This is a genomic window from Paenibacillus sp. FSL P4-0184, from assembly GCF_038004625.1.
Classification (GTDB): Bacteria; Bacillota; Bacilli; order Paenibacillales; family Paenibacillaceae; genus Paenibacillus_AQ.
In genome coordinates, this window is sequence record NZ_JBBORN010000001.1 from 462,637 (window position 1) to 487,241 (window position 24,605).

At 43.4% G+C, this 24,605-nt stretch carries 12 protein-coding genes and 1 pseudogene; 3 read left to right on the top strand and 10 right to left on the bottom strand.

Going from position 1 to position 24,605, the window contains the following annotated elements; all coding sequences use genetic code 11:
- Window positions 1-38: 38 nt before the first annotated feature.
- A complete protein-coding gene (locus MKY52_RS01920; protein WP_341049518.1) occupies window positions 39-1,304 on the top strand; it encodes an ABC transporter substrate-binding protein in 1,266 nt (421 codons plus the stop codon).
- Between the two features lie 69 nt (window positions 1,305-1,373).
- On the opposite strand, the gene MKY52_RS01925 is transcribed toward MKY52_RS01920, so the two are convergent.
- Together MKY52_RS01925 and MKY52_RS01930 are read right to left on the bottom strand one after the other, a co-directional pair.
- A complete protein-coding gene (locus MKY52_RS01925; protein WP_341049519.1) occupies window positions 1,374-1,685 on the bottom strand; it encodes a TetR-like C-terminal domain-containing protein in 312 nt (103 codons plus the stop codon).
- Between the two features lie 468 nt (window positions 1,686-2,153).
- On the bottom strand, window positions 2,154-6,797 hold the full coding sequence (locus MKY52_RS01930) for an endo-1,4-beta-xylanase (RefSeq protein WP_341049521.1): 4,644 nt from the start codon (window positions 6,795-6,797) through the stop codon (window positions 2,154-2,156).
- A gap of 581 nt (window positions 6,798-7,378) precedes the next feature.
- On the opposite strand from MKY52_RS01930, the gene MKY52_RS01935 reads away from it, so the two are divergent.
- Window positions 7,379-10,033 carry a cation-translocating P-type ATPase gene (locus tag MKY52_RS01935; protein WP_341049522.1) on the top strand — a complete coding sequence of 885 codons (2,655 nt, stop codon included), beginning with the start codon at window positions 7,379-7,381 and terminating at the stop codon, window positions 10,031-10,033.
- Between the two features lie 118 nt (window positions 10,034-10,151).
- Here MKY52_RS01935 and MKY52_RS01940 read toward each other — a convergent pair whose 3' ends face one another.
- Complete coding sequence (locus tag MKY52_RS01940) at window positions 10,152-10,598, bottom strand: V4R domain-containing protein (RefSeq protein ID WP_042185883.1); 447 nt, start codon at window positions 10,596-10,598, stop codon at window positions 10,152-10,154.
- Between the two features lie 333 nt (window positions 10,599-10,931).
- On the opposite strand from MKY52_RS01940, the gene MKY52_RS01945 reads away from it, so the two are divergent.
- Window positions 10,932-12,863, top strand: coding sequence for an ATP-dependent DNA helicase (locus MKY52_RS01945; RefSeq protein WP_341049523.1), 1,932 nt, complete (start codon window positions 10,932-10,934; stop codon window positions 12,861-12,863).
- Window positions 12,864-13,066: 203 nt separating this feature from the next.
- On the opposite strand, the gene MKY52_RS01950 is transcribed toward MKY52_RS01945, so the two are convergent.
- From MKY52_RS01950 to MKY52_RS01980, 7 genes and pseudogenes are all read right to left on the bottom strand, one after another.
- Window positions 13,067-14,248 carry a sensor histidine kinase gene (locus MKY52_RS01950; protein WP_341049524.1) on the bottom strand — a complete coding sequence of 394 codons (1,182 nt, stop codon included), beginning with the start codon at window positions 14,246-14,248 and terminating at the stop codon, window positions 13,067-13,069.
- Window positions 14,249-14,795: 547 nt separating this feature from the next.
- Window positions 14,796-15,105 (bottom strand): annotated as a pseudogene (locus MKY52_RS01955) (hypothetical protein); the annotation flags it as partial.
- Between the two features lie 207 nt (window positions 15,106-15,312).
- Window positions 15,313-16,293 carry an ROK family protein gene (locus MKY52_RS01960; protein ID WP_445671006.1) on the bottom strand — a complete coding sequence of 327 codons (981 nt, stop codon included), beginning with the start codon at window positions 16,291-16,293 and terminating at the stop codon, window positions 15,313-15,315.
- A 275-nt stretch (window positions 16,294-16,568) separates the two neighbouring features.
- Window positions 16,569-20,372: a GH32 C-terminal domain-containing protein gene (locus MKY52_RS01965; RefSeq protein WP_341049527.1), complete on the bottom strand. Its 3,804-nt coding sequence runs from the start codon at window positions 20,370-20,372 to the stop codon at window positions 16,569-16,571.
- 87 nt (window positions 20,373-20,459) lie between these two features.
- Window positions 20,460-21,353 (bottom strand): ROK family protein, encoded by an 894-nt coding sequence (locus tag MKY52_RS01970; protein ID WP_042125294.1) that lies wholly within the window; start codon window positions 21,351-21,353, stop codon window positions 20,460-20,462.
- A gap of 21 nt (window positions 21,354-21,374) precedes the next feature.
- Entirely contained in the window at window positions 21,375-22,856 is a 1,482-nt protein-coding gene (locus MKY52_RS01975) for a glycoside hydrolase family 32 protein (RefSeq protein ID WP_341049529.1), read from the bottom strand.
- Between the two features lie 130 nt (window positions 22,857-22,986).
- Window positions 22,987-24,597, bottom strand: a complete 1,611-nt coding sequence (locus MKY52_RS01980) for an ABC transporter substrate-binding protein (protein WP_341049530.1) — start codon at window positions 24,595-24,597, stop codon at window positions 22,987-22,989.
- Window positions 24,598-24,605: the final 8 nt, after the last annotated feature.

Here is a 24,605-nt window from a genome sequence, read left to right on the forward strand (position 1 = left end):
CGATACATGTTATTTTCAGCCAGAGAGGATGAATGAATATGAGAACCAAACGTGGAATTCTCCTCGCATGCTCCCTGCTGCTGGCTGCCCTGACAGCCGGCTGCGGAGATAACAGCGACAATGCGAATGGATTTAAAACCGTGCATATCTACCAGTTCAAGGTTGAAATATCTGAAGCACTAGCTTCGCTTAAGACTGAATTTGAGAAGGAACACCCCGATATTAAGCTGGAGGTGCAAAGCGTGGGTGGCGGGACCGATTATGGCGCCTCCCTACGCGCCAAGTTCTCATCAGGAGATGAACCTGATATCTTCACCATTGGCGGCAACAATGAACGTGATATGTGGATGGAATATCTGGAGGATTTAAGCGGTGAAGCTTGGGCCAAGGATGTAAAGCCCCTAGCTGCAGAACAGATGACCGCAGATGGCAAGCTCTATGGCATGCCGATGAATCTCGAAGGATACGGCTTCATCTATAATAAGGAACTGTTTAAGAAAGCAGGCATCACCGAGAAACCCCTTACTCTAACCGCTCTGCGCGAAGCCTCCGAGAAGTTAGAGGCAGCGGGCATCATACCTTTTGCAAATGGATATCAGGAATGGTTCGTGCTCGGCAATCATAATGTGAACGTAGCTTTCGCCCAGCAGCCAGATCCCGAAGCATTTATCGCCGGGCTTACGGACGGCACCAAAACTTTCGCTGGAGACCCGGTTTTCTCCAAATGGATCGACCTGCTGGACCTAACTGTAGAGTACGGCAACAAGAATCCACTCTCGACCGATTATAATACCCAAGTCACGATGGTAGCGAGCGGAGAAGCTGCGATGATGCAGCAGGGCAACTGGACGCAAGGACAGATCGACGGCATCGATCCTAATCTAAATCTGGGTATCCTACCGATGCCCATTGACGACACCCCCGAAGACAATGACAAGCTGTATGTAGGCGTGCCAAGCAATTGGGTGATCAATAAAAACTCTCCCGTCAAGCAGGAAGCCAAGGTCTTCCTGGATTGGCTGGTCACCTCCGAGACCGGGAAAAAGTATATCACTAAGGAATTCCAGTTCATCCCTGCGCTCGACAGCATTAAGGGCACCGAAGAAGATCTTGGAGCGCTGGGCGCCGAGGTGCTGGCCTATACCGATAAGGATCAAGCGCTGACCTGGAACTGGACCCGCCTGCCAAACGGGATGCCGCAGGAATTATCCAGCAGCATTCAAGGCTATCTCGGTGGCAAGCTGACCAAAGAAGGCATGCTGAAGGAATTCCAAGTCAACTGGGATAATCTCAGTGTTCAGTGAGTAACCCGCTTTGTACATCAAAAGCCGCGCAATGATGCGCGGCTTTTTCTTTTGCTCGTATTCATTTGACTAGTTCGCACGCAGCATACTAATCTGTCTGGCAAGATACACTGGCGTATAGGGCATGTCATCTCGAAGCCAAGAAATAACCGTGCCAATTAATGCTGCTGAACCGTACCAAACGGCAATGTCCTTCTGTATGGGCATCTTGGAATGATCAGCGGCACCCTCCTTTTTCTCCTGGTGTGCAGAGATGATTTCCGCCATCAAACTCTCTAATATCCTTAAATTCTCTTCATCAACCGACTCGTTATGGTTGTCATCGTTGTTCACCACTTGTAGAATGTCCTCCACCATCTCATCCGCCATCTTTTCCAACATATCCGGGAGATCCCGATAATGCAGTTGATGTAACGGTTTACGACTGATCCGGAGCAAGAACTCAAGGTGAAGCTCATAAAAATGATTACCAAAGAAGCTTAATATATAGAAGTAATTAGTATTTTTTAAGTATTTAACTGTATTTCGTACAGCTATAATACTTTAATTCATTCGACCAATGAAAATAGCTGTATTTCATACACCTATTTTCTTGACTTTCACCCTTATAGGTCGTTTCTGTAGTTTTTAATTGTATGGAATACAATTAAAGTCAGAATAATACTTTTGCATACGAAATAGCTGCATAGAATGCAGTTGTCTTGCAGATCACAGCAATATCTGGCGCTAAGAATACTATAATCCGCTTAACAAAAACACCAGGCAGCAACTCTCCAAGAACCGGAGAGTCGCTGCCTGGTGTTCATTTTCACGAACTATTTCAAATCTTAAAGAGTACTGCTGCTGAGCCTACAGCTTCCAAATGCGGTACAAGATAACTGCTGCTTCAGCACGGGTAAGCGTGTCGTTAGGCGCAATTCTATCATTCTTTCCGTTCACAACTCCGAATTTGACCAACAATAATACGCTGTCTTTCGCATAGCTGGAGATGCTTGCTTCATCCAGATAAGCATTTAAAGTTCCACTCGCCTTGATTTGCTTACCGGATGCCGCTAGCGCACGCGCAGTCAGCACCATCATATCTTGGCGAGAGACTTCAATGTTTGGTCGGAACGTATCATCTTCAAAGCCTGTGGCAATTCCCAGTTCCTTCGCGATGACCAGTTCATCATAATAATAATCCGTCTTTTGGACATCGCTGAACAATGCTGCACTTTTGCCCGTCCCCTTCAGTTCAAGCGCTCTCACGAGAAGAGCAATGAAATCCGCTCGCTTCATAGAATCTGCAGGTGAGAAGCTATTCATGCTGGTGCCTTGGATGACATCGCGAGCTGCCATAACATCTATGGCTTGTTTTGCCCAAGATACGCTCTGCAGGTCTCCGAAGTTTTTCTTTACAAAGTTTACTGCATAAATGCTGAAATGGGTCGTTTGAAATACAACCGTTTGGGTTGCAGCATCATATCGGCCGTTCGGAACCGGTACTACGTTGCCGTTATCATCGATGTACCAAACAACGATTAAATCCGGATTACTTAGTTCCTCCGCTGTCGGTGTGTAAGGAATGGATACTGTTACAGGCGCGTTAGGGTTATTCCACGGAATGACTTTATCGCCTGATACTACGCTTAGATCAATAACCGGATGGCTGCCGATCAAATTGCGGTTAGCTGCACTCAGGCTGTCCGCAGAGACTTTACTTATGCGTATGGACACTTGCTCAGCAAGGTCTGTTAAGTCGGGCAGCATATTACTTGGAATTTGGATTGTAGCATTTTCCGTCTTAAGCAATAGTTCAAAGTTTTCTTTCCCCATCAAGCTTTGGGTTGGCAATTGTATATCATACACTTTCGCATCCGTTTGCTTTGGTACTTCGATCACGATTTGTTTCTTGCCGTTTGCCGCTGCTGTAGCTTGTTCAAGCGCTTTTTTCAAGTTGTCGCTGAAGATCGTGCCTATGGCACGCCCGTTATCGGATTTCACCTCCAGTGTAATCGTAACAACACCCTCTTTGTTTGCAATGGCTACAGGCTGTGGAGTTGTTACTGCACTACCAGTATTGCTGCTACCAGTTGGTTCATTGGTTGGTGCTGGTGTCGGTGTTGGTGTTGGATCCGGTGTTGGTGTTGGTTCCGTATCAGTTGATTTCCCCTTGAGGGTAAGTACACCATAAACAGATGTGTCCATATATCCAGTACCGGTTGTATCGTTCCAAGCCGCAACACTTTGACGTGAGCCGTCTTTAGCATCATTGATCTGTACATCGAAACCAAGCTTTGTATCGTCATCCGGAGTTACCCCATGAAGCGGAATCTTCACTTCAACCGTGTAGTTTGTTCCGGAAATGTGAGTCGCCGACTCGAAACCAGCTGCGATGCTTGTGGGATTAAATGAAGTCTCATTGTCAAAATTGATTCTGTACTGCCCGTCATCACTTTGATAGAAGCTTGTTTTTGCATTATTTTGATCCAAGAAGATTTCGACGGAATCTTGTTCATATTCATTGACACTGCTTTTGTTAAGCTGCGTATCGTTGACCTGGACTAAAATATAAAGATTTTCATCATCCCAAAGTGCTTTTGCTACACCGTTTGCGCCCTGCCATGCCATCTGATAGCGATTAATCGGCATTGGGGCCGCATCGTTCCAAACGGCATCAACAGTCCCGTCAACTACAGGTGTTGCATATTTAGCGGTTGACTGATTAGCATTTACACTTTCTGGTGTATGCTCTGCAATAAATTTATCTGGGTCGATTACACCATAATAAGCTGGTTTAGCCTGCAAGTTAGCATCAAACGGCAATGGATTATTTTCAGATCTCCAGCTTGTGCCATCATTAAGACCCCAGAAGGTCACGCGCGAAATATTTTTTGCATGATCCTTGTAAATTTTAAACAGCTGCGCATACAGATACCCCTGAGCAATCGCTTGCTGCTCGGTTAGCTTAGAGTCACTTCCGGCCATGATATCAAGCTCAGTGATGCTTACTTCTACACCCAAAGATATAAACTTCTCCAATGACAGTTTCACATTTTCCGGGTTCGTGTTTATATTGTAGTGCGCCTGCATACCAATACCATCGACAAGAAGTTTGCCGGGGTGTTCTAACGCGTACTTATCGTTGATTTCTTTGACCATACTATAAATAGCTTGTGCTTTATTCTGATTATCATCATTGTAATCATTGTAATATAACTTAATGTTCCATTCAGGATGCGAGTCCAATACTTCTCTTGCCGCCAGGAACGCCTGCTCTACATAGTCTGTTCCGATGGCGCTTTTCCAAGGGGCTGTACGCAATGCGGCTTTCCAATCTGTTGGGTTAGATGGGTTATCGTTCATCGCTTCGTTAACAACGTCCCAGGAAATTACTTTGTCGCCGAAATGCTCCATAACGGTTTTGATATGGGTCCTCAGATTCTGGAGAGCTTCCTCCCGGCTTAATGGAAACTTGTTATTATTTGCATCTGTTGTTGTATTCAACCAATCAGGGGTCTGCGCATGCCATACCAGTACGTGTCCATGCAGTTTAAGTCCTTCAGACAAAATTTTATCAACAAGCTTATCTTGCGCAGTAAAATCAAATACGCCTGGTGAAGAATAAGCCTGATCCGGCTTCATTGCGTTTTCTGCTGTAACGATATTATGATGCATCTTGAGAAGATCCAATCTAAGACCATCAAGATCTCCTCCCGATATTGCGTTTCCAATCAGAAAATCATTTTTATAAGTATCCTTGATCGGAGCTAAATCTTTTTCAATTTCAATCGTACCTGAACCGGTGTTTTCAAAACGGATATCGTCGATATAAAAAGAGGCTATTGCGTCAGAGCTTTCTACATAGATGGTTAAATATTCTTCACTAACTGAGCTATAACGATAGGTACCTTGTAACTGAACCCAGCCGTCATTATTGCTGATGGTCTTTGAAGCAAGTGTATTATAGCTAGCACTCGTATTACCAACTTGTGTTGAAAGCTTAAGCTGTGAGCTTGCTGGCTCGATCAACTTAACCCAGAGTGAAATTTTATATTCTTGTCCCTTATCAACATTTTTCTCCACACGTAATGAAGGACCGTGCCATGTATCCGCTCTGCCCCCTACCTTTAAAGCGTATGAACCACCATCCGTATGATTCGCTTCGTTGGATACGGTCAGCGTTTCAGTACCTGCTCTACCTACAAAACCGCCTGCTTTTTGATCCTCAAAAGTAACGGTGGTAAAAGGTAACGCCGGTTCTCTAGTTGGCTCTTCTGTAGTGACCTGTTCGGTAATCAATAGATCACCGATGTAGAATGAAACCTCTTTTCCGCTCGCATTTGATTGAATACGTAGTTTCGTATTTTTGCTCGTATCAACAATAAATTTCCCACTTAAAGTGATTGCTTTACCAGCTTCATAATTCGCGCTTGCAACAACGTCATAGCTGTCTATGCTTTGTAAATAAGCTTGGGCACCGCTAGGGATCGCTATATCAGCATCAACATAAACGGATGCGGTTACCGTATAAGTCTTACCGTTTACAAGCTTCATCCCGCTGTAATCGAAATCAGCCGCATCCCAGTCATTAGCTCTGTTGCTAACGTATAATGCTGTGCCGTCCTCATTACCCGCAAAAACCTTGTTCGTGACTGTCGTCAAGCTTGCGTTCCCTGATTGTGTAGCAACTCCCTTACCATTCGAAAAGGATTCGTGATAAACGGTTACCGAAGTAGAAGGTGCTGTCGTATCAGGTGCAGGTCCACCAATCCAATTCGCAACGTCGGATAATGTTGTACCCATTTGTACGTAATAACGTCCACTAGCATGGTCCCCTTGATTCGGATAACCTACTTTAAAGGAGTACTTAATGCCATTCGCCGCAGCTGCAGCCTGAACATCGGAATTGAAGTCCCCATAAGGATAAGCCAAAAGAATAGGATCTTTATTCGTGATTTTTTTAAGATAATTATTGGCCTCAGCTAATTCTGCGGAAGCTTCCGCCTTTGTCATAGTCTTCCATACACCTTCTGCATGGTTAAGCGTATGATTCTGGATACTGATATTCGGGTGGTTGGTCGCTAAATCTTGCAGTTGCGCATGCGACATGCTGTAGCCAGCACCAATCCATCCAGTGACAATAAATGCCACCGCATTCATATCATATTGATCCAATACCGGAAGAGCTTTGGTAACAAAGTCAGGAGTCCCGTCATCGAAAGTGAGTAAAATCGGTTTGGCAGGAGCTGCCTCGACACCGGCTTTAATGTTCACATATTGATCCGCAGTCAATGTATTATAGCCGTTATCATAAAGATATTTCATAGTGCTCTTGAATTTATCTACGCTTGTATCTGTCCATTCATTCGTCGCTGTATCGACAATACGATGATACAATAGTACAGGAATTTCAGATGTCGCAGCTTCCGTAACCGGAGCAAACAAACCTGACGGTATAAGTATCGCGATTGCGAGTAAGATCGAGATGACTTGTTTAAGCATTTTGTTCATTTGCAGCATTCCTCCTAATTTTGGTCTTTAGCATTAGCGAATTGCCTACAATTCCTTGTAACAGCCCTCAATCCGGTCTAAAATCACAAAATACGAAACAGTGCTACCCCTTTGCACTCATTGCAGAAACATCTTTTCTTGCTATTAATCGCCCCCCGCCTTGTAAACGCTTACATGTATACTCACATTATTTTACCTTCCGATTCTATCCACAACTATACTAATACTAAAGGTGTTACCCCCCATAATCATAGGAAAACACACGAAAGATCCAGGAATCCCCTATGTCTTCCCATGTATTAAGACTTCTTCATAGGTAATCCAATACTATTCATTAAAAAGATTTCACAATATGGACGATTACGAATGATCTTTTTTTAGATATGCGCATACTAAGCTCCATATTTTGAAACTTGCGCCAAGTTGAATCGTAAGTTTGAAGATAGGTCCTGAAGTCTACTGATTTGACGAACTGATATACCATACTTGTGTAGAACACGCAGTTATGTGCACTTATGCAGTAAATCGAAGCTTATGAGACCTAAAAAAAGACACAGCACAGCGGAGAGGAGCTATCATTAGTGGAGTATTACCGCAAGAATGTAACAGACAGTTTACAGGAAGTGCAGAGTACAACTAACGGGCTTACGTCGGCAGAAGTCGACAAACGACTGGAACGTGATGGTTACAATGAATTAAAAGGAAAGAAAAAAGATCCCCTCTGGAAGCTTTTTCTTGAAAATTTCAAGGACCCTATGGTGGTCGTACTGCTTATTGCGGCCATTGTCCAGATTGTTATGGGTCAAGTTATGGAGTCGCTTATCATTTTCCTCGTGTTGATTCTCAATGCAGTTATAAGTGTCATCCAAACTCGTAAAGCGGAGAGTTCACTTGATGCCCTGCAGCAGATGTCGGCACCCGAGGCTAAAGTGTTGCGGGATGGAGCCTTAAAAACCGTCCCTGCCAGAGAGCTTGTTCGCGGTGATATCGTATTACTGGAGGCTGGAGATTTCGTACCTGCCGACGGCCGTATCATAGAATCGGGAAGCTTGAAGATCAATGAAGGCATGCTGACCGGAGAATCCGAAGCTGTAGAGAAGCATACGGATACCATCGCGAAGGAATCTCCACTCGGAGACCGTCGTAATATGGCGTTTAGCGGTTCTTTGGTTGTATATGGCCGTGGAACTCTTGTAGTGACAGGAACTGCACTGACAACCGAAATCGGCAAAATCGCTGAACTCATTGAGAGCGCCGAAGCCAAGCAGACGCCACTACAGCGTAAGCTCGAAACCTTTAGCAAGCAGCTGGGTGTAGCGATTATCGTGCTGTCCGTTTTGATCTTTGCCATCCAAGCCGGACGTGTTTGGCTGTCGAATGATACAGTGGATACCACGGAAGCCATCCTGAATGCCCTAATGTTTGCAGTCGCTGTGGCAGTCGCCGCTATTCCTGAAGCTCTATCCTCGATCGTAACGATTGTCTTATCCGTAGGTACGAACAAAATGGCTAAGCAACATGCGATTATTCGTAAGCTGCCAGCCGTCGAAGCACTTGGATCAACCAGTGTCATCTGTACGGACAAAACCGGTACTCTGACCCAAAATAAAATGACGGTTGTAGATTACTTTTTACCGGAAGGTGATCGTGATCAATTCAATCAAGAGCCCGAAGAATGGTCTGAGGAAGCCCGGCGCCTCCTACACATTGCCGTGCTTTGTAACGACTCTAACATTAATGAAGATGGTAAAGAACTAGGCGATCCAACTGAGGTGGCACTTATTGCCTTCAGTAACAGCATGAATAAAGATTACAAGGAAATACGCGACAATTTCCCTCGTGAAGCCGAACTTCCTTTTGACTCTGATCGCAAGCTAATGACGACCTTACACACTTTTAACGGACAAAAAGCAATGATCACTAAAGGCGGACCAGATGTACTCTTTAGTCTTTGTACGCATGTACTACTAAGTGGACAAGAAGTGCCGATGACACCTGAAGTTCTTGATCGTTTCATTGAAGCCAATGAGGAATTTTCCAGCAGAGCACTACGTGTACTTGCCTATGCTTACAAAACTGTACCAAATACAGTCACTGAAGTGGGTCTTGAGGATGAACAAAATCTGGTGCTCGTAGGCTTGACAGCTATGATTGATCCCCCTCGGGAGGCTGTCTATGGCGCGATCGCAGAATCCAAGAAGGCTGGAATTCGGACTATCATGATTACTGGTGATCATAAGACAACCGCACAAGCGATCGGACGTGATATCGGCCTTATGACCGAAAAAGAAATTGCCTTAACCGGTCAAGAGCTTGATGCCATGTCCGACGAAGAACTGGATAATAAGCTTGAGCAGATTGGTGTGTACGCCCGAGTCTCTCCGGAGAATAAGATCAGAATTGTCCGGGCGTGGCAGCGAAAAGGCAAAATCACTGCCATGACCGGTGATGGCGTAAATGACGCGCCTGCCTTGAAGCAAGCAGATATCGGTGTTGCCATGGGTAGTGGAACCGACGTTGCTAAAGACGCGGCTGCCATGATTTTGACCGATGATAATTTTGTATCCATTGTGAATGCTGTATCTGTGGGCAGAACGGTATTCGACAATATCAAAAAAGCGATCGCCTATTTATTTTCAGGCAACCTGGGTGCGATTATCGCCATTCTGTTTGCCCTGATCTTCGACTGGATTAATCCCTTCACAGCGATTCAGCTTCTATTTATCAATCTGGCGAATGATTCACTGCCCGCCATTGCCCTTGGTATGGAGAAACCTGAACCTAACGTGATGAATAGAAATCCAAGGGAACTGAAGGAAGGTATATTTGCCGGAGGAATGATGCAGGCTATTATTACCCGTGGTCTACTTATAGGTATAGCCGTAATTATATCCCTGTATATCGGACTCCAGCATTCCCCTGATATGGGCGTGGCTATGGCATTTACAACCCTGATCCTGTCTCGTACACTTCAGACCTTTGCCGCTCGCTCGAACAGTCAAACAGCTATTGAAGCTGGGTTTTTCAGCAACAAATACGTCATCGGAGCCGTTTTGGTCTGCTTTGCCTTTTACGGGATTGCGGTTCTGCCAGGGGTTAGAGAAATCTTCTCGATTCCAGCTTCATTCGGAATGTCCGATTGGCTGATTGCAAGCGGTCTGGCACTCGGCGCCGTCATCCTAATGGAATTGACAAAGGTTATTCGTAGAGCGTTTACTCCTAAATCAGCTTCTTAATCACAATTGAACAAAAAATCAAAACAGCGATTCTCCAAGGATGGAGAATCGCTGTTCTTCTGTCATTTTCAGATCTGATTCAAACATCCGTATTATGATCGAAATATCACGTGAATTTTTAATATTTGACTATGTATTCACAACATTCATCCCCATGAACATTACATTTCACTTCCCGGACGGAAACTCGTTTCCCACGTATTTTGCTAAGTGCTCCTTCGATAATGGCCCCCTCTAGGTCACATACCATTTTCCCTTCCATAATAGGTAACCCTTCGCAGAAACAATCGTGTACTGCAATTGACATTCCCTTGTCATCTTCATGGGTTATTATTGGGATCCCTATCTTCATTTGTTCGAATAACCCGAATAGTTCATTAACGGAGGTAACACCAAACTCTTCCCCAATTTTTCTTCCTATGGTCAACGTTGTGCCCTTACCATTCATGGGTAACGCTTGGTATAATCCAATAAGTCTAATCGTTCTGAAAAGCTCTAAGGGTACAGCATCACCCAAATTTTCTCTCTTTATTTTTTTCATATCTGTAAAAGTAAAATGATCCATGCCCGTAGCCTCCAAATTCTTATGTAATTTATATTTCAAATTTAATTAATATATTGAGTATAAACGTATCCAATAAATGCTTTGTGATCCTACGCACTTCCTATCCCTAATGATTGGAAGAACAAGGGTAAAAATCATTATTTTATATTCTGACACTTGACTGTTAGCGCTTCATCTACGATAATTACAACCTCACCCAAAAAACTGGGACTGGAAGAAAATTGATAATGAAAAGGGGCGGTCGTTATTAGCTGGTTAAGTGATCTATATAAATTACAGAAGCGGGAGCTAAAAAAGGACATCGAACCCTCTTTAGTCAATGCCATCTTTCGGATGTATGATAGATTTCCCAGGATTGGACTTAAAGAGCGAATCGGCCAGCAAGATATGTCCCTGGATATCGCTGATGCTTATATTAATGGTAGAAACGCAATGATTGAAGCTGGAGTCGGCATCGGTAAGTCCTTTGCATACCTCATACCCAGCCTGCTCATTAACCAAGTCTCAAGACAACCGATCATTATTGCAACATCCTCCATACAACTTTCAGAACAGATCCATAAAGATCTGAGATTCATCGGAAGCCGGCTCGGATTTACATCGGTTCGCTCCGTAGTCGGAAAAGGTATGGGGCAATATGCTTGCCGATACAGGGCAACAGACCTGTTACAACCTGATGATTCAAGCTCTCCTCTATCTACGCTTGCCCAGCGTATTGTGAATTATGACATTGATGAGAGAGCAGATATTAAGGGCGGAGTTAGTGATGCAGTATGGTCTAATGTTTGTGTGAATGATTGTAAATTTGAACGATGCCATTATAAAAGTACATGTTCATTTTACGAGATGAGAGCGAAGATTAACGCCGACGCCAGCGACATGGATTTTATTATCGTCAACCAAGACCTGCTCATCCGTGATTTGATCAAGAAAAAAGAAGGAACGAAGGGATTAATCACTGAACGGCCAGCTCTGATCGTAATTGATGAAGCTCATAATCTGGAAGCAAAGGTTAGAGATGCTAGAACGCTCGAGTTTACATACCGGGGAACCTGCCGTATTCTGGATGACACCTTACAGATTCTCTTCAAGCAATCCGCAGATAACGGCCTTTTGCCGCAATTTAAATTTTTAAAAAGATGCGTGGGTCATATTTTCAAACAGGTAGAAGCGGATTTGCTGCAAACAGCCAAGCAGGATAATGACCGGATAAAAGTGTCGGAGATCACAGGGATTCCGTTAAAGCGGGGGGCTCAGGTTTTGAAAGAGTTTAGTCTCAGCTTATCCGTCTTAACTTCCAAGCATGAGCGAGAGATCGATAATCTTTTTGAAGCTATGAATGGACTTATAGATCTCTTTGATGTACTCACCGGAGTCCAGGATAACTACCTGATTTGGGGAAGCAATACCCAGCGTGAGGCCACTATTAGTATCTGTCCTAAAGGCATAAGCCAGTTCCTAAGATATAGCTTATTTAACGGGAAAACATCTGTTATTTTAACGTCAGCAACCATGTGCCAGACCGGAGAAACACTAGAGGAACAATATGCATATCTGACGCAGTCGCTCGGTTACAAGGGAGATTATATGGAGCGTCAGGCTTCTCCGTTCGATTATGACAACCACACCATGCTGTATATTGCTAAGGACATCCCTTACTACAACCATCAGAGCAAGGTAGGTTATCTTGAAGCGGCATACAAGGAAATGTTGAGGCTCTGTAATTTAACGGACGGACGGACATTGGTTCTTTTTTCAGCGAAGGAAGATATGAAGTACATTCATAATAAGTTAAAATCCGAGAAGCTAGCATGGGCGGTGCATGTTCAAAGAGAAGGTTCGTCTCAGGACGGGGTGATCGCTGAATTCCGTGGCAGTAAAGGCGTCCTTCTTAGTACCGGTGTATTCTGGGAAGGCGTGAACATCGAAGGTTCTGATTTGTCGCAGTTAATTATTTTCCGTCTGCCCTTCCCTGTTCCTTCCGATCCTGTCTATGAATATAAGGCATCTTTGACGAAGGATCCCTTAAATGACGTTTTTGTACCGGACATGCTGCTTCGGTTAAGACAAGGAACCGGGCGACTGATCCGTAGTGAGACTGACCTTGGTGTACTCAGCATACTTGATTCCCGTCTGTCTGCTGCTGCGAAAAAGGATTACCGGGATAAGGCATTGGAATCTTTACCATTTAAAAAGGTTACCGAGGATTTTAGAGTGCTGGAGAAGTTTGTAAAAGAAAAAGAGATACAACTTAGCGTTAAGTAGAATAGGCTGTACCGTCCTCTAAGGAACGCGTATTTTTGAATAGCGATACTGTGTATCGTTTGGAGGATCCTTTTCAGCATGAAAAAAAACAAACAAGCCTGAAGAGCTTCTGTGCCAGGCTTGTTTATTTTTGCTGTATCAGCTCTCCGAAGCTGATGATCCATTTATCATCCTTCATTCAATCATTCAAATTGTTCGTAGCCTCAAATGTGATAATCATTTACCCAAGGCAAAATAACCATCACGCTAGTACCTACCTGAACTTCTGAGTCTACCTTAATTTGTCCCCCATACATTTCTATTAATTGTTTACAAATTGATAATCCAATCCCTGTCCCTTTTTGCTTGGTTGTAAAGAAAGGGTCAAATATTCGATTTAGTTTATCCAGAGGAATTCCTTCCCCATTGTCTTTAAAAATAAGTATAATTTCGTTAGTCTCATTAGCGGTGCTAACTGTAATGTCTATTCTGCCTCGAAACGCTGTGAATGAATCGATACTATTTTTTAAAATGTTAAGGATTACCTGTTCTAGTTGAGAGGCGTTTCCATACGTCATTACTTTCTCTAGAGAATACTCCACGGAAAGAATAATATCATCACTAAGTATGAGTTGATTCACGATGTTATTAACTCTATGTATAACCTCGATAACGTTATATACTACACCGTTATTTTTCGAACTATCTCCTTTTCGAGCCAGTACTAGGAAGTCCGTTACTAATCCGTTCAGAGCATCAATCTCTTTGATGGTTATATCCAGATACGCACGCAATTCATCCGCCTTGATCACCGGTTCATATAGCCTGTTATTTACAAGCTGGGCAAATCCTTTAATCGAAGCAAGCGGATTCCGTATTTCATGTGCCATACCAGCTGCCATTTGTCCCATAACAGCAATTTTTTGTTCGTGCAAATTGTCAATCTGTTGATTTTTATTAGATAAATACCCCTTTGCAAAGCCCGTAAAACCGGTCCAGTTGCTTTCCATTAAACGATTATAAAAAAACAATCGAGTCGTAGAATCATCTTCTATCTCTTCAATGATCTTAAACATCATATTCTGAGCGATTAAGTTTAAATCCTTGCTCATTTCAAGTAAGATATTAAAATGATCACCGAATATTTCTGCAGTATAAATCCCTCGCTCCACCCCCTCTTTTTCTAGTAGGTTTAGGTATTGGTCGTAACCAAAGGAATCCAAGAACAGTGCCTCTATCATACTGATTAATATCGTGCTGAATGTTGAATCTAACAATTCCTTATGCGTCTCTATAAACCAGGCGGATTCGATATTTTTCATAGTTATAGAATGATAATGCCTATCTAAAATAATTGGAACAGCTAGGGTTAATGACGAACGTAATGCATTTGCTCTGTATGACATTTTCATCCTCCCTCTTTGTTGTTTTGTATTCAATATATATGTATATTTTCCTGCTTCAAAAGTAACAGTAAGTCACTATATTTCACAAAACCAATAGTTTTACTTAATTAATAATTATAAGCGCTATAAAAAATGCAACACCCCAAGCTATTCCGCCTGTAACGGAATGATTTGGGGTGTTGATTACTTGTATGATAAATCTATATAACCAAGGGGGAGCTTGTTAGCCCCTACTTACCTTCAAAAGACTAACCTTCCTCATTCTAGTATAACTATGCAATTGAAACGATGTAGTCTTTGTACTATCAAAAAAGCATTTGATCCAGGATCAAATGCTTTTTACGTTGCTCCTTGGTTATTCAAACAGATCATTCACGGAACGAATAGGCTTCACATCCATCGATTCCTTCGAGGCGGCTAGATTCAAATACACTCCTACCCAGATGATTGCGCATAAAATGATATAAACCATCTCTTTATCCCCTCCCTTGCGTGGGTTTATCAGCAATCTATTAATCGTCTCTGTACTCAAAATCATCAATGTTAGTAGGGCAAATACTATGAACCAGAGCATCGATGGAGCGATGGAAAATCCAAGTGGCGCAACCGCAGTAAGGAAACAACTGAACAATGTGATTCTACCCGTACCCAGACGCTCGACCATCCTGTTGCTGAACAGACTGGATGCTAATGGTCCCTCCCGCAATGATCATGGACATGATACCTGCCGAGCCGAGTAAAGAGTCAGGAAGTCCTAAACTGATAAAAGCCAGATATATAATAATCAAAAACCAGGTAGATAAGCATGCTTCCCCCTCGTGATAAAAATGATTCGTTGCACGCGTAAAGAAATACATTTATACACTTAATAAACATACTTTATAAAGTCTATGTATGAAGTATGCGATATAAGCATTCCTTTGTCAAGCAACCTATTCACTGATCTGGAGCTGTATCATCAGTGTGCAGTGCATATCAGCAATTGGATCAATACTCATATTGATTACCTAAAAAAAGAGGCTTGTCCCATAAGTCATTCATCTCATGACTTATGGGACAACCTCTTAATGGAGCTCAACCAAATCCGGCTCCAATGACTTCAATGTCAACCAGCGCAGGCCGGCCTCGAAGTCTTCTTGAAATGTAATTTGCATAACAATCTGTGGATAAATGGGCATTGGATGTCGAAGCTGATAAGCTTCCCAAGCAGATGTCCAGATTTCTAATTCCACCTTATCCTGATATATTACAATTTTGTCCGGAGCAAGAACAGCATTCAGGGTTTGGATAATCCGGCAGGTAGTATCGATGAACGTGTCCTTGCCCATCTCGAGACTCCAGTCAGGCATGTCGGGCAGGAATTTTATTTCCCCTGACATGCCCTGATTACCTTTAAGGATCTTTCCATTCAGATAGATACCCATGCCAGGTGGGTACCTGTTTGGAAAGTAAAGACCGAGCAAGTACTGTTCCTCTCCCTCTCCCTGGTTCATGCAATATCCGCTGATAGCTGCATTAACGTCATTTTCAACCAAGATAGGCAACTCAAATTGTTGCTCAATCTCTTGAATCATCCGTGAGCCAGTCAGCTCATGGTGGCTGCTGACTTTAATTTCACCATTGACAACCTGTCCCGGAATGCCTATGCCAATAACCTTGATAGAAGGATACAAGGCTATAGAGTGTTCAATAATATCACAAAAAAATTGTCTTTCGAAGACTGGAATGATATGTTCATCCTTCGCCAGAATCTCGTTCTCCAAATTCACAACGGTGGCTGAAATCAGTACCTGTCCCTCTTTATCCTTCAGATAAATAACCAGCCCGAGGCTGAAGTTGTAATTGTAGCGATAAGTTTGTGCTGGCCTACCGCCGTTTGATGGTACAGTCAAGTCTTCGAACAGCTCACCTAACTCGTGCAGTTCCTTGACTAATGAGTTTACTGTTACGACGCTCAGTTTGGTCAGTGCTGCCAGCTGGGGTTTGGTGGCTGTATTTATACGTTTCATCACTTGACGAACGTTGTTAAGATTAATTTCCTTCATTAAGTTGGCGTTTGCTGTTCTCATAAGCCCCCCTGCTCGATGAACGTAGGGATCAATTCATCAGGTATTCCGTTTAAGTATGATTGTACCTTAATGTCGTCTAGTTTTCATCTTCATACCTTAAATACGACAGTGTTAACTATTATATCTCGGGGTCCATCAAACTAAATTGCAAAGAATTGAACCTGGCTCGGATTAACAAAAAGGACCTTTAATGATTTAGAAGAAGAGCCGCCAATTTTAGCCGCTCTCCCATTAGTTCCATCATTCTCATTTTAATTCGTAACTACCCATTTTTGTCGATCAAGAGTAGGATCAAGCTCGCTTAGAGACAGTGTCGACCCATCCGCTGATACTTCCAGCGCTTTCTTATGATGAGCAGAAATAATACTTACGGTACCATCATCATTTTTGTGAAAAATCCAACGCTGATTGTTATATCCGAGATAATGGTATAACTGAATTTTATTTTGCCCTGTGTCTAGATCAAGCGCCTGACCGGCTGTTGTACGAATAGAATAGGAACCTGAATCGTCCCCCGTCGGCACGAATACCCACTTCTGATCCGTAGAATCATTCGCATCCTTCAGGGTAACAGCTTCACCATTTGCGAGATTTGCTGTATAGAGAGATTTCTGTAGTTTTGCATTTACTAGACTGGATGTGGTCAAATTAGCCGGTGTTGCTCCGCTCACGTTAACGTTTTGATATGAAACATTTCCGCCAAATACATGTAGTCCAAAGCGGCCTTCGGCAAATGTGCCGTCCTGGAGGTCGATCACTTTCTGCCCATCTACATAAACTACGATATGTGGGCCCTTCGCTTCGATTTTCACTTTGTAGGTTTGACCCGGCTGAATGAACGTCGGAACTTTCGCCAGTATTTGACGCTCTTCAAAACGGCCTTCGATTTTATAAAAGAGACGTACGGACTTCATATTCGGATCCAGATTTAAATAGTATCCACTGCGTCCATCTTCGCTGGCGCGGAACAACATAGAGCCTGCTCCCCCGGATTTCCCTAACATCATATCTGCTTCATAAGTAAAGTCTCCAGCCTGCTTCTCTGCGATATAATTCGCGTCACTCAAGTAATTTCCACGAATTCCATTTTCACTAATGACCCAGGAGGCTGCAGAAAGATCTTTAGTCCATCCACCTAAGTTCGTATGAAATTCACCATCAGTTACCTTAACTAATACGCTTATTGATATCTTCCCATTTGGAGTAGAGACAGTAATGATCGACTCGCCTTCTTTTTTAGCTACAATGGTTGCCTGTAAGTTATCTGCCATGTTTAGTTCAACTACATCTTTGTTACTGGAATTCCATTTCAGCGGCTGTGTACCATTGCCTGTTCCATTCTCTACCATTGCAAAGAGTGTGTCGCTTTGCCCCTTGCTCAGTTCACGATCATTTGTATCCATCATTATCTTGGTAGCAGAATTGGACTCCTGATTCCATACAGAGCCTAACCGATTCACCTTCAGAGATACGACCTTTACGTTGCCTCCATTGGTGTAAAAGCTCAAAGCTCTGCTGGCTGGATCCGGAAAAATGACATCAGAGAAAACGACTTTACCGTTGTTGCCAAAAACCTCAACAGAAGACTCGTCTACAAGGATACGCATCTTAACACGCTTATTCTCCGTTTGCATTGGCGCTTCATGTCTTGTACTAAATAAACTCGAAAAATCTGACAAACCAGCTGCAGACCGATCCACGAAAATCTGACTCTCACTAGGTTTATATCCAACTACCGTTTTCTGACTTCCACCTACACGAACGTTAAAACCAAATTCACTAACCTGACTACCTGTTGGAATTTCTACTTCAGCTTCAATCTCGTATGCACCAGAGGTAACCCCTTTCAATAGATTCTGAGAAGAAGGACTCACCTCTTTGTTAACAGTAGAATACAGCTGACTACGCAGCAATTCCAACTCCTTGATCGGACTTTGAGCGAGCTGAATCCCATCTTTTGTCGTCACTAATGAGACTTCTCTTGGGATTGACAGTACGCCCTTCCAATGGGTCGTTGGGAAAGCAAACGGATAGTCCCAGTTTGTCATCCAAGCCATCATTACGCTGCGATGATCTGGCATGTTCGAAAAAGACATCGAAGCGTAGAATTCTTTTCCAAAATCTGTTCGCAATACTTTCCCTGCCGGATTATCATTAACGAATTTACCTTCCGCTGTTAAATGACCCACAAAATATTCAGCATCTGATCCGCCTGTTTTTGGATTCGCTCCTGTACTTATCATCAGAACCCATTTCTTCTGTGATGTTCCGTCTACCGAAAGTTGAAGCAAATCTGGACATTCCCATACACCGCCGCGAACATAATCCCCGTATCCCCAACTATCTGTCAGGGTCCAATCAAGTAGATTCGTTGAAGTAAAGAAACGAATATGATCTCCACCGGATACAACCATGACCCACCTGTTATTGTCGTTATCACGAATCACTTTCGGATCACGGAAATCCCAACCTCCGGGCTCCCCTCCATTATCGCCTGGATTCTCGATAACCATTGGACGCGCCTTGGAATATTCCCAAGTACGACCTTGGTCCTTGCTGTATGCAAGACCGATACGCTGATTCCCATTCGGGCCATCGGGATTATAGGAAGTGTAGTAGGCAATTAGCCCCTTACCTCCTGAATCCCCGAACAAGCCTGATGCATTCGTCAAATCTGCCACAGCCGATCCAGACCAGACATGTCCATAATCATTCCACGGCAGCGCAATCGGAAGCCGCTTCCAGTTCAGCATATCTTTACTGACAGAATGTGCCCATGTGCCTCCGTCCTGATGGAATAGATGATATTCTCCTTCGAAGTAGACCAGTCCATTCGGATCACTTGCAGAACCATGAATTGGCGTATAGTGATATTGAGGACGATATTTTTCATTATAATAACTGCTAGCATCCGTCACATAAGTATCCTGGAAGTAAGCCGTTCCTTGTTTAACGACGATTCCTGCATATCCATCGGTGTAGGTTTTATCTGTTAGATCGATTGCAGCCGGCGTGTATCCGTCTAGGAAGACCTGAATTCTGTTTCCATTTGCCTTTATCTCTACATGATGTTTTGCTCCGATCTGACTTGGATAGGTATGCTGTGAACTTGCAATGGTTGTTCCGTTAGCTTTCGTCAAGCTTACACGGACCTGATTTCCTTCCTTCGTAAGGACAGCTTCATATCCCTTTGATCCATCAGCCGATGAACGAAAGGCGAGCGCTGCAACAGAATCAGGACGAAGAGATATATTACCTTCATATACAAAATCAGCAGCTTGTTTGTTATATATTTGCAGTGACTTACTCTGGTTTGCTACCATTCCTTTTTTGCCGCTGATATTAGGCTGCCATTGTCCTTGATTTGTAACCACAGCACCAAGATTTCCTTTCAGATCACTTACGATTATGTTTTGGAACAAAACAGAACCATCCCATACATTGAGTCCTAGCTTACCTGTACGATACGCGTTATCCTGAACCTCAATCACAGGTTTATATGCATTATCCCAATATATTTTCAGCGATGAACCCTCTGCTTTCACCTTGAGATGATAGATTTCGCCTGCCTTGACTGTAACCTTCCGCTCCTCTTTTAATTTCCCTTCACCATCACTTGCGTCTCGTAAGCGGATCATACCTGCATTCGGAACAATTTGGAGCATGTAGGAACCCCAGCCATCTTCATTAGAACGGAACAATAAGGTCGCGTCAGCTTGCATATCCTTGATCATGACGTCAGCTTCATAGATAAAATCCTCTGACACCGTTTCGGAGATTGCCATTACATTTTCTTTTGGATCGGAAGTCAGTAAGATTCCTTCAGGAGTATCCACCAAGTTACCTTTTCCTTTTATTTGCCAACCTGTCAAATTCGTTTTTGTATTGGTTACGCTTTCAAAAATAGAAAGTCCCTCCTTAGCTCGTTTGCTTACCTCCTGTTCAGCGAGCGCAGCCCATCCAGTCCCGGGATTTGCTACATAAATGCCTGCTGAAGTCATTACAAGTCCTATTGCCATAAGAAAGCATATTGCGACTTTTCCTTTATTTTTCATCTTCTTTGCCCTCTTTTTCTATCATTAATATTGAAAAACAAGAAGGAGGCCAATTCATTACTGCACTGACCTCCTCTATATATTCTTTTACAATTGAGCAGAAATCTGACTTTCCAGTGCTGTGAGTCCAAGAGCCAGAGCACCGCATAATCCCGCCTGTTGGCCTAACCCTGGTGGAACGATATACTCATCTATGTGTTCCAAAATAGTACTTGAGCTGACATAGCCGTTCAGGTTCTGAAGCACAGCCTGACGGATCAGTGGAAACAATTGTGACTGCTGCATAACACCACCACCCAGAATGATTTTCTGAGGAGAGTTAAGCAATATAGCACCCGTAATCGACTGTGCAATATAAAATGCTTCCATTTCCCATGCAAGATGATCCATAGGAAGTTCATGGCCCTTCTTCCCCCACCTTGCTTCAATAGCAGGACCTGCCGCCATCCCTTCTAGGCAGTCCCCATGATAGGGACATCCCCCTGGGAATACATCGTCAGGATGGCGTCTCGTAAGAACATGACCCCCTTCAGGATGCACAAGACCATGAATGAGTTTACCTTCTGAATACACTCCCACACCAACACCCGTGCCAACTGTATAGTACAAACAGCTGGATAACCCTTGGGCAGCGCCCCATTTGGCTTCACCAAATGCCGCTGCATTGACATCCGTGTCCCATCCAAAAGGAACCGAAAAGTTTCTTTTCAAAGTGCCCAGCATATCGTAATTTCCCCACCCTGGCTTTGGTGTTGTAGTAACGTAACCATACGTTGGGCTGTCTGGGCGTATATCGATCGGACCGAACGATCCAATTCCGATAGCTTCTACTTGCTTGCCTTGGAAATATTGAATAACTTTGGGCAGCGTCACCTCAGGATGTTCTGTTGGGAAACTAATCTGATCTTCAATTTCCCCATTTTCATTCCCAATGCCACATATAAACTTCGTCCCGCCAGCTTCAATCGCTCCTATACGCATATACATGACTCCTCTCGGTGACTAATTCTTGTCTTGCTCAGCAGAGGGAGTAAGCTCATAGATATCCAGGGAAATCAGCAAGTCATTCTCATTTTCTGCAAACACAGCTATACCTTTAGATTCTAGTCCAGGGAATATAAGATCCGTAATCACTGCCTGACCACCATTACTGAACGCCTCAACTGAAGAACGATCCACAAAAATACGGAGATCATTTGACTCATCAAGCGCTTCGAGCTTGGCTGAATGATGTCCTACGAAATGTTCGTGGAAATCATGCTGACCTGAAGCCATCCGATCTACATAAAGCTCCTCTGTCTCACCGTTGATACCGATCACTGTTTGACTGTCCACACCTAATCTTACTTTGAAGCCTACAGATTTACCTCGAGTGAACTCAGCTATAATCTCATAAGATTCCAAGTGAATCTCCTTAAGAAGAGTATTGATTTCTTGCACCGTTGCCTCTTTCACAGAAAGGACTTGTACACGAGCAGATTCCAACTCTTGTACCGGCTTCTGCACAAGAAAGATCTCCCCTTGTCTTGATTCGAGTTGAAGCTCCCTTGCAATCGTCATCGCGCCGCGGAATTCTTCTGCCGGCGTCTTGTTAGCATACATCCAGTTGCTCATCCAGCCGATAAATAGTCGTCTTCCATCTTCAGCCGGTATATCAGACCAGCTTACACCTGCATAATTATCTCTTCCATAATCAATCCAGCGAACTTTTATCGAATCTTCATCTGGCGTGAACACTTCTCCATCAAAATCCCCTGTGAAATACTGAGTTCTTGACCCTTCCACAAAAGCGGGATCCGCACCGATGCTCACAAGCATCACCCATTTCGTGTTCGAATGATCGCCATCAATAGCAAGTGGGAACAAGTCTGGGCATTCCCATACCCCGTCATGAGAACCGATTCCGTTACCAAATTCGCTGGCATATGTCCAGTTAATTAGATCAGGAGAATGATATAAACACACCGTTTGACCACAAGCTACAATCATCACCCATTGATTCGTATCTTGATTCCAAAATACTTTGGGGTCACGGAAATCAATGAATGTATCATGTTCAAGTACCGGGTTTCCTTCATATTTCGTCCAGGTTCTTCCGTTATCTTTACTGTAGGCCAAGCTTTGACGCTGAATGGCTGGCTTGCCTTCAGGCATATCCAAATGATGCGTAAAAATCGCTACTAAACCTGGTTTACCTTCAAAAAATCCAGTCGTATTATTCCAGTCAACTACAGCACTGCCGGAAAAAATCATACCTAATTCATCTGGAGCGAGAGCGATAGGCAGTTCCTCCCATGTAACAAGATCCTTGCTAACCGCATGGCCCCAGTGCATAGCTCCCATGGTCATTCCACCCGGATGGTGCTGAAAGAACAAATGATATTCACCCTCAAAATAAACCATTCCGTTTGGATCGTTCATCCACTTTTCCTTAGGGGAAAAATGATACACACCTCGGTAATTTTGTTTCGCAATCGTAGACATTATTGTTTTCTCCTTTACTCCCGTAATAAGATCTTAGCTCTAAGATCATCTCTCTTTATATAGATGAAGGTCGTGTATAGCAGTGTAACTGCATGGAACACGGCCTTCACCCCACAATATTAATCATTTGTTATTGGGTTGCTCTATCATATCCGCCTTGTTTAATTTCAAGCCATTCTTGCAAGCCCAGACGGTCCAATTCTTTCAGATATTCATCCCACTGCGCTTCGATTTTACCGTTTTGGTACCATTCCGTGCGCATTCTAAGCACGTAGGCAAAAAGATCCGTTTCAATTGTCGTAAGGCGATCAAGCTCTTGAATGGAGTGGAATACACTCGGCATTACGTTTTCTGCTTTCATATTTGGCGCCATGATATTCTTGATAATATCCATTCTGCTTTTGGCATCATCCGGCATGGTTGTGTATTTCCCATAATAAGAATCAAGAATAGCTAGGGGTCCACCGACACTTGTTTTCTCACGTAGTTCTACAGGAGCTGCACCCTCCAGTGGCAAATGTTTCAGCATTCCTTTTTCTTTATCAAATTCGAAAATATTCTGCTGTTTTTCATCTCCATACGTCCCCCAGTTGTTCTGTACAGATTGAATCGGATCGAAGAGTTGATCAACCCATTTCGCTGTCGTTTCCAAGTTCTTATTGGCGCTTGTGACAACCATCTTACCTCTTCCCAAACCAAGCGCGTTCGTTCTTGTTACGTTAACTTCACCATCGGGTCCAGCAAGTGGAGGCATAACTTCGTAGCTGTCATTATCTCCGGTGATGTTGGCCTTATCCCATGAGAAGTAAAGTCCGTATTTCTGATCCTTTCCTTTTGCAAGGTAAGTACTCCAGTCTTGTGTGTAGGCTTCAATATCAATGAGTCCTTCTTTATACAGCTCGTTAATAAAAGAAACTGCTTCCTTGTAGTCTTCTTGTGCCGCCGTAAATATCACTTTCCCATCATTGCTCACAACCGCATGGTCAGGGTTCTCACCCAATCCAAACGAAGCAAATAGGAATGCCAGATCTTCTGCTCCCGGCTTGTTAATAAAGGACAATGGAATTTCGTCAGCCTTACCGTTGCCATTTGGATCTTTTGTCTTGAATGCAATTAATACTTCCTTTAATTCTTCTGTTGTTTTAGGCATATCAAGGCCAAGCTTTTTAAGCCATTCCACATTGATCCAAGGCATACTATCTACCGCCTGGATTCTTTCTTTACCGCTACCCAGCTCTTCAATCCATGGAAAGGCATAAATATTGCCATCTGGTGCCGTAATCATACTCTTATATTCTGGTGCTTCTTCCAGCACCTTTTTGAAGTTTGGCATATTATTCTCGATGAGATCATTCAGCGGGACGATGGCACCATCTTTAGCAAGCTTGAGCAGCTCATAGTCACTATAGTCCGCATTAAAAATAGCATCAGGAAGATCACCACTTGCCACAGCCAGGTTTCTTTTTTCAACAAATACGTCTTTCGTGAAATTCTTCCAATTAATATGAACATTCGTCTTTTCTTCAAGACGTTTATTAATCAGTTTTTCATTTGGATCAGTTGGTGCAAGTGGAGAGCTTTGCGTAATAAAGTTCAAAGTTACTTTACCGCTGGCGTCCTGTTCTTTACTAGCTGCACTTCCCCCTCCTCCTCCACCGCATGCACTAAGGAACATAAGTGAAGCAAGTACAGTTACAGAAGCTGCTTTCGTCGAAACTCTTGATTTCTTAATTCTTTTCATAGGGTATG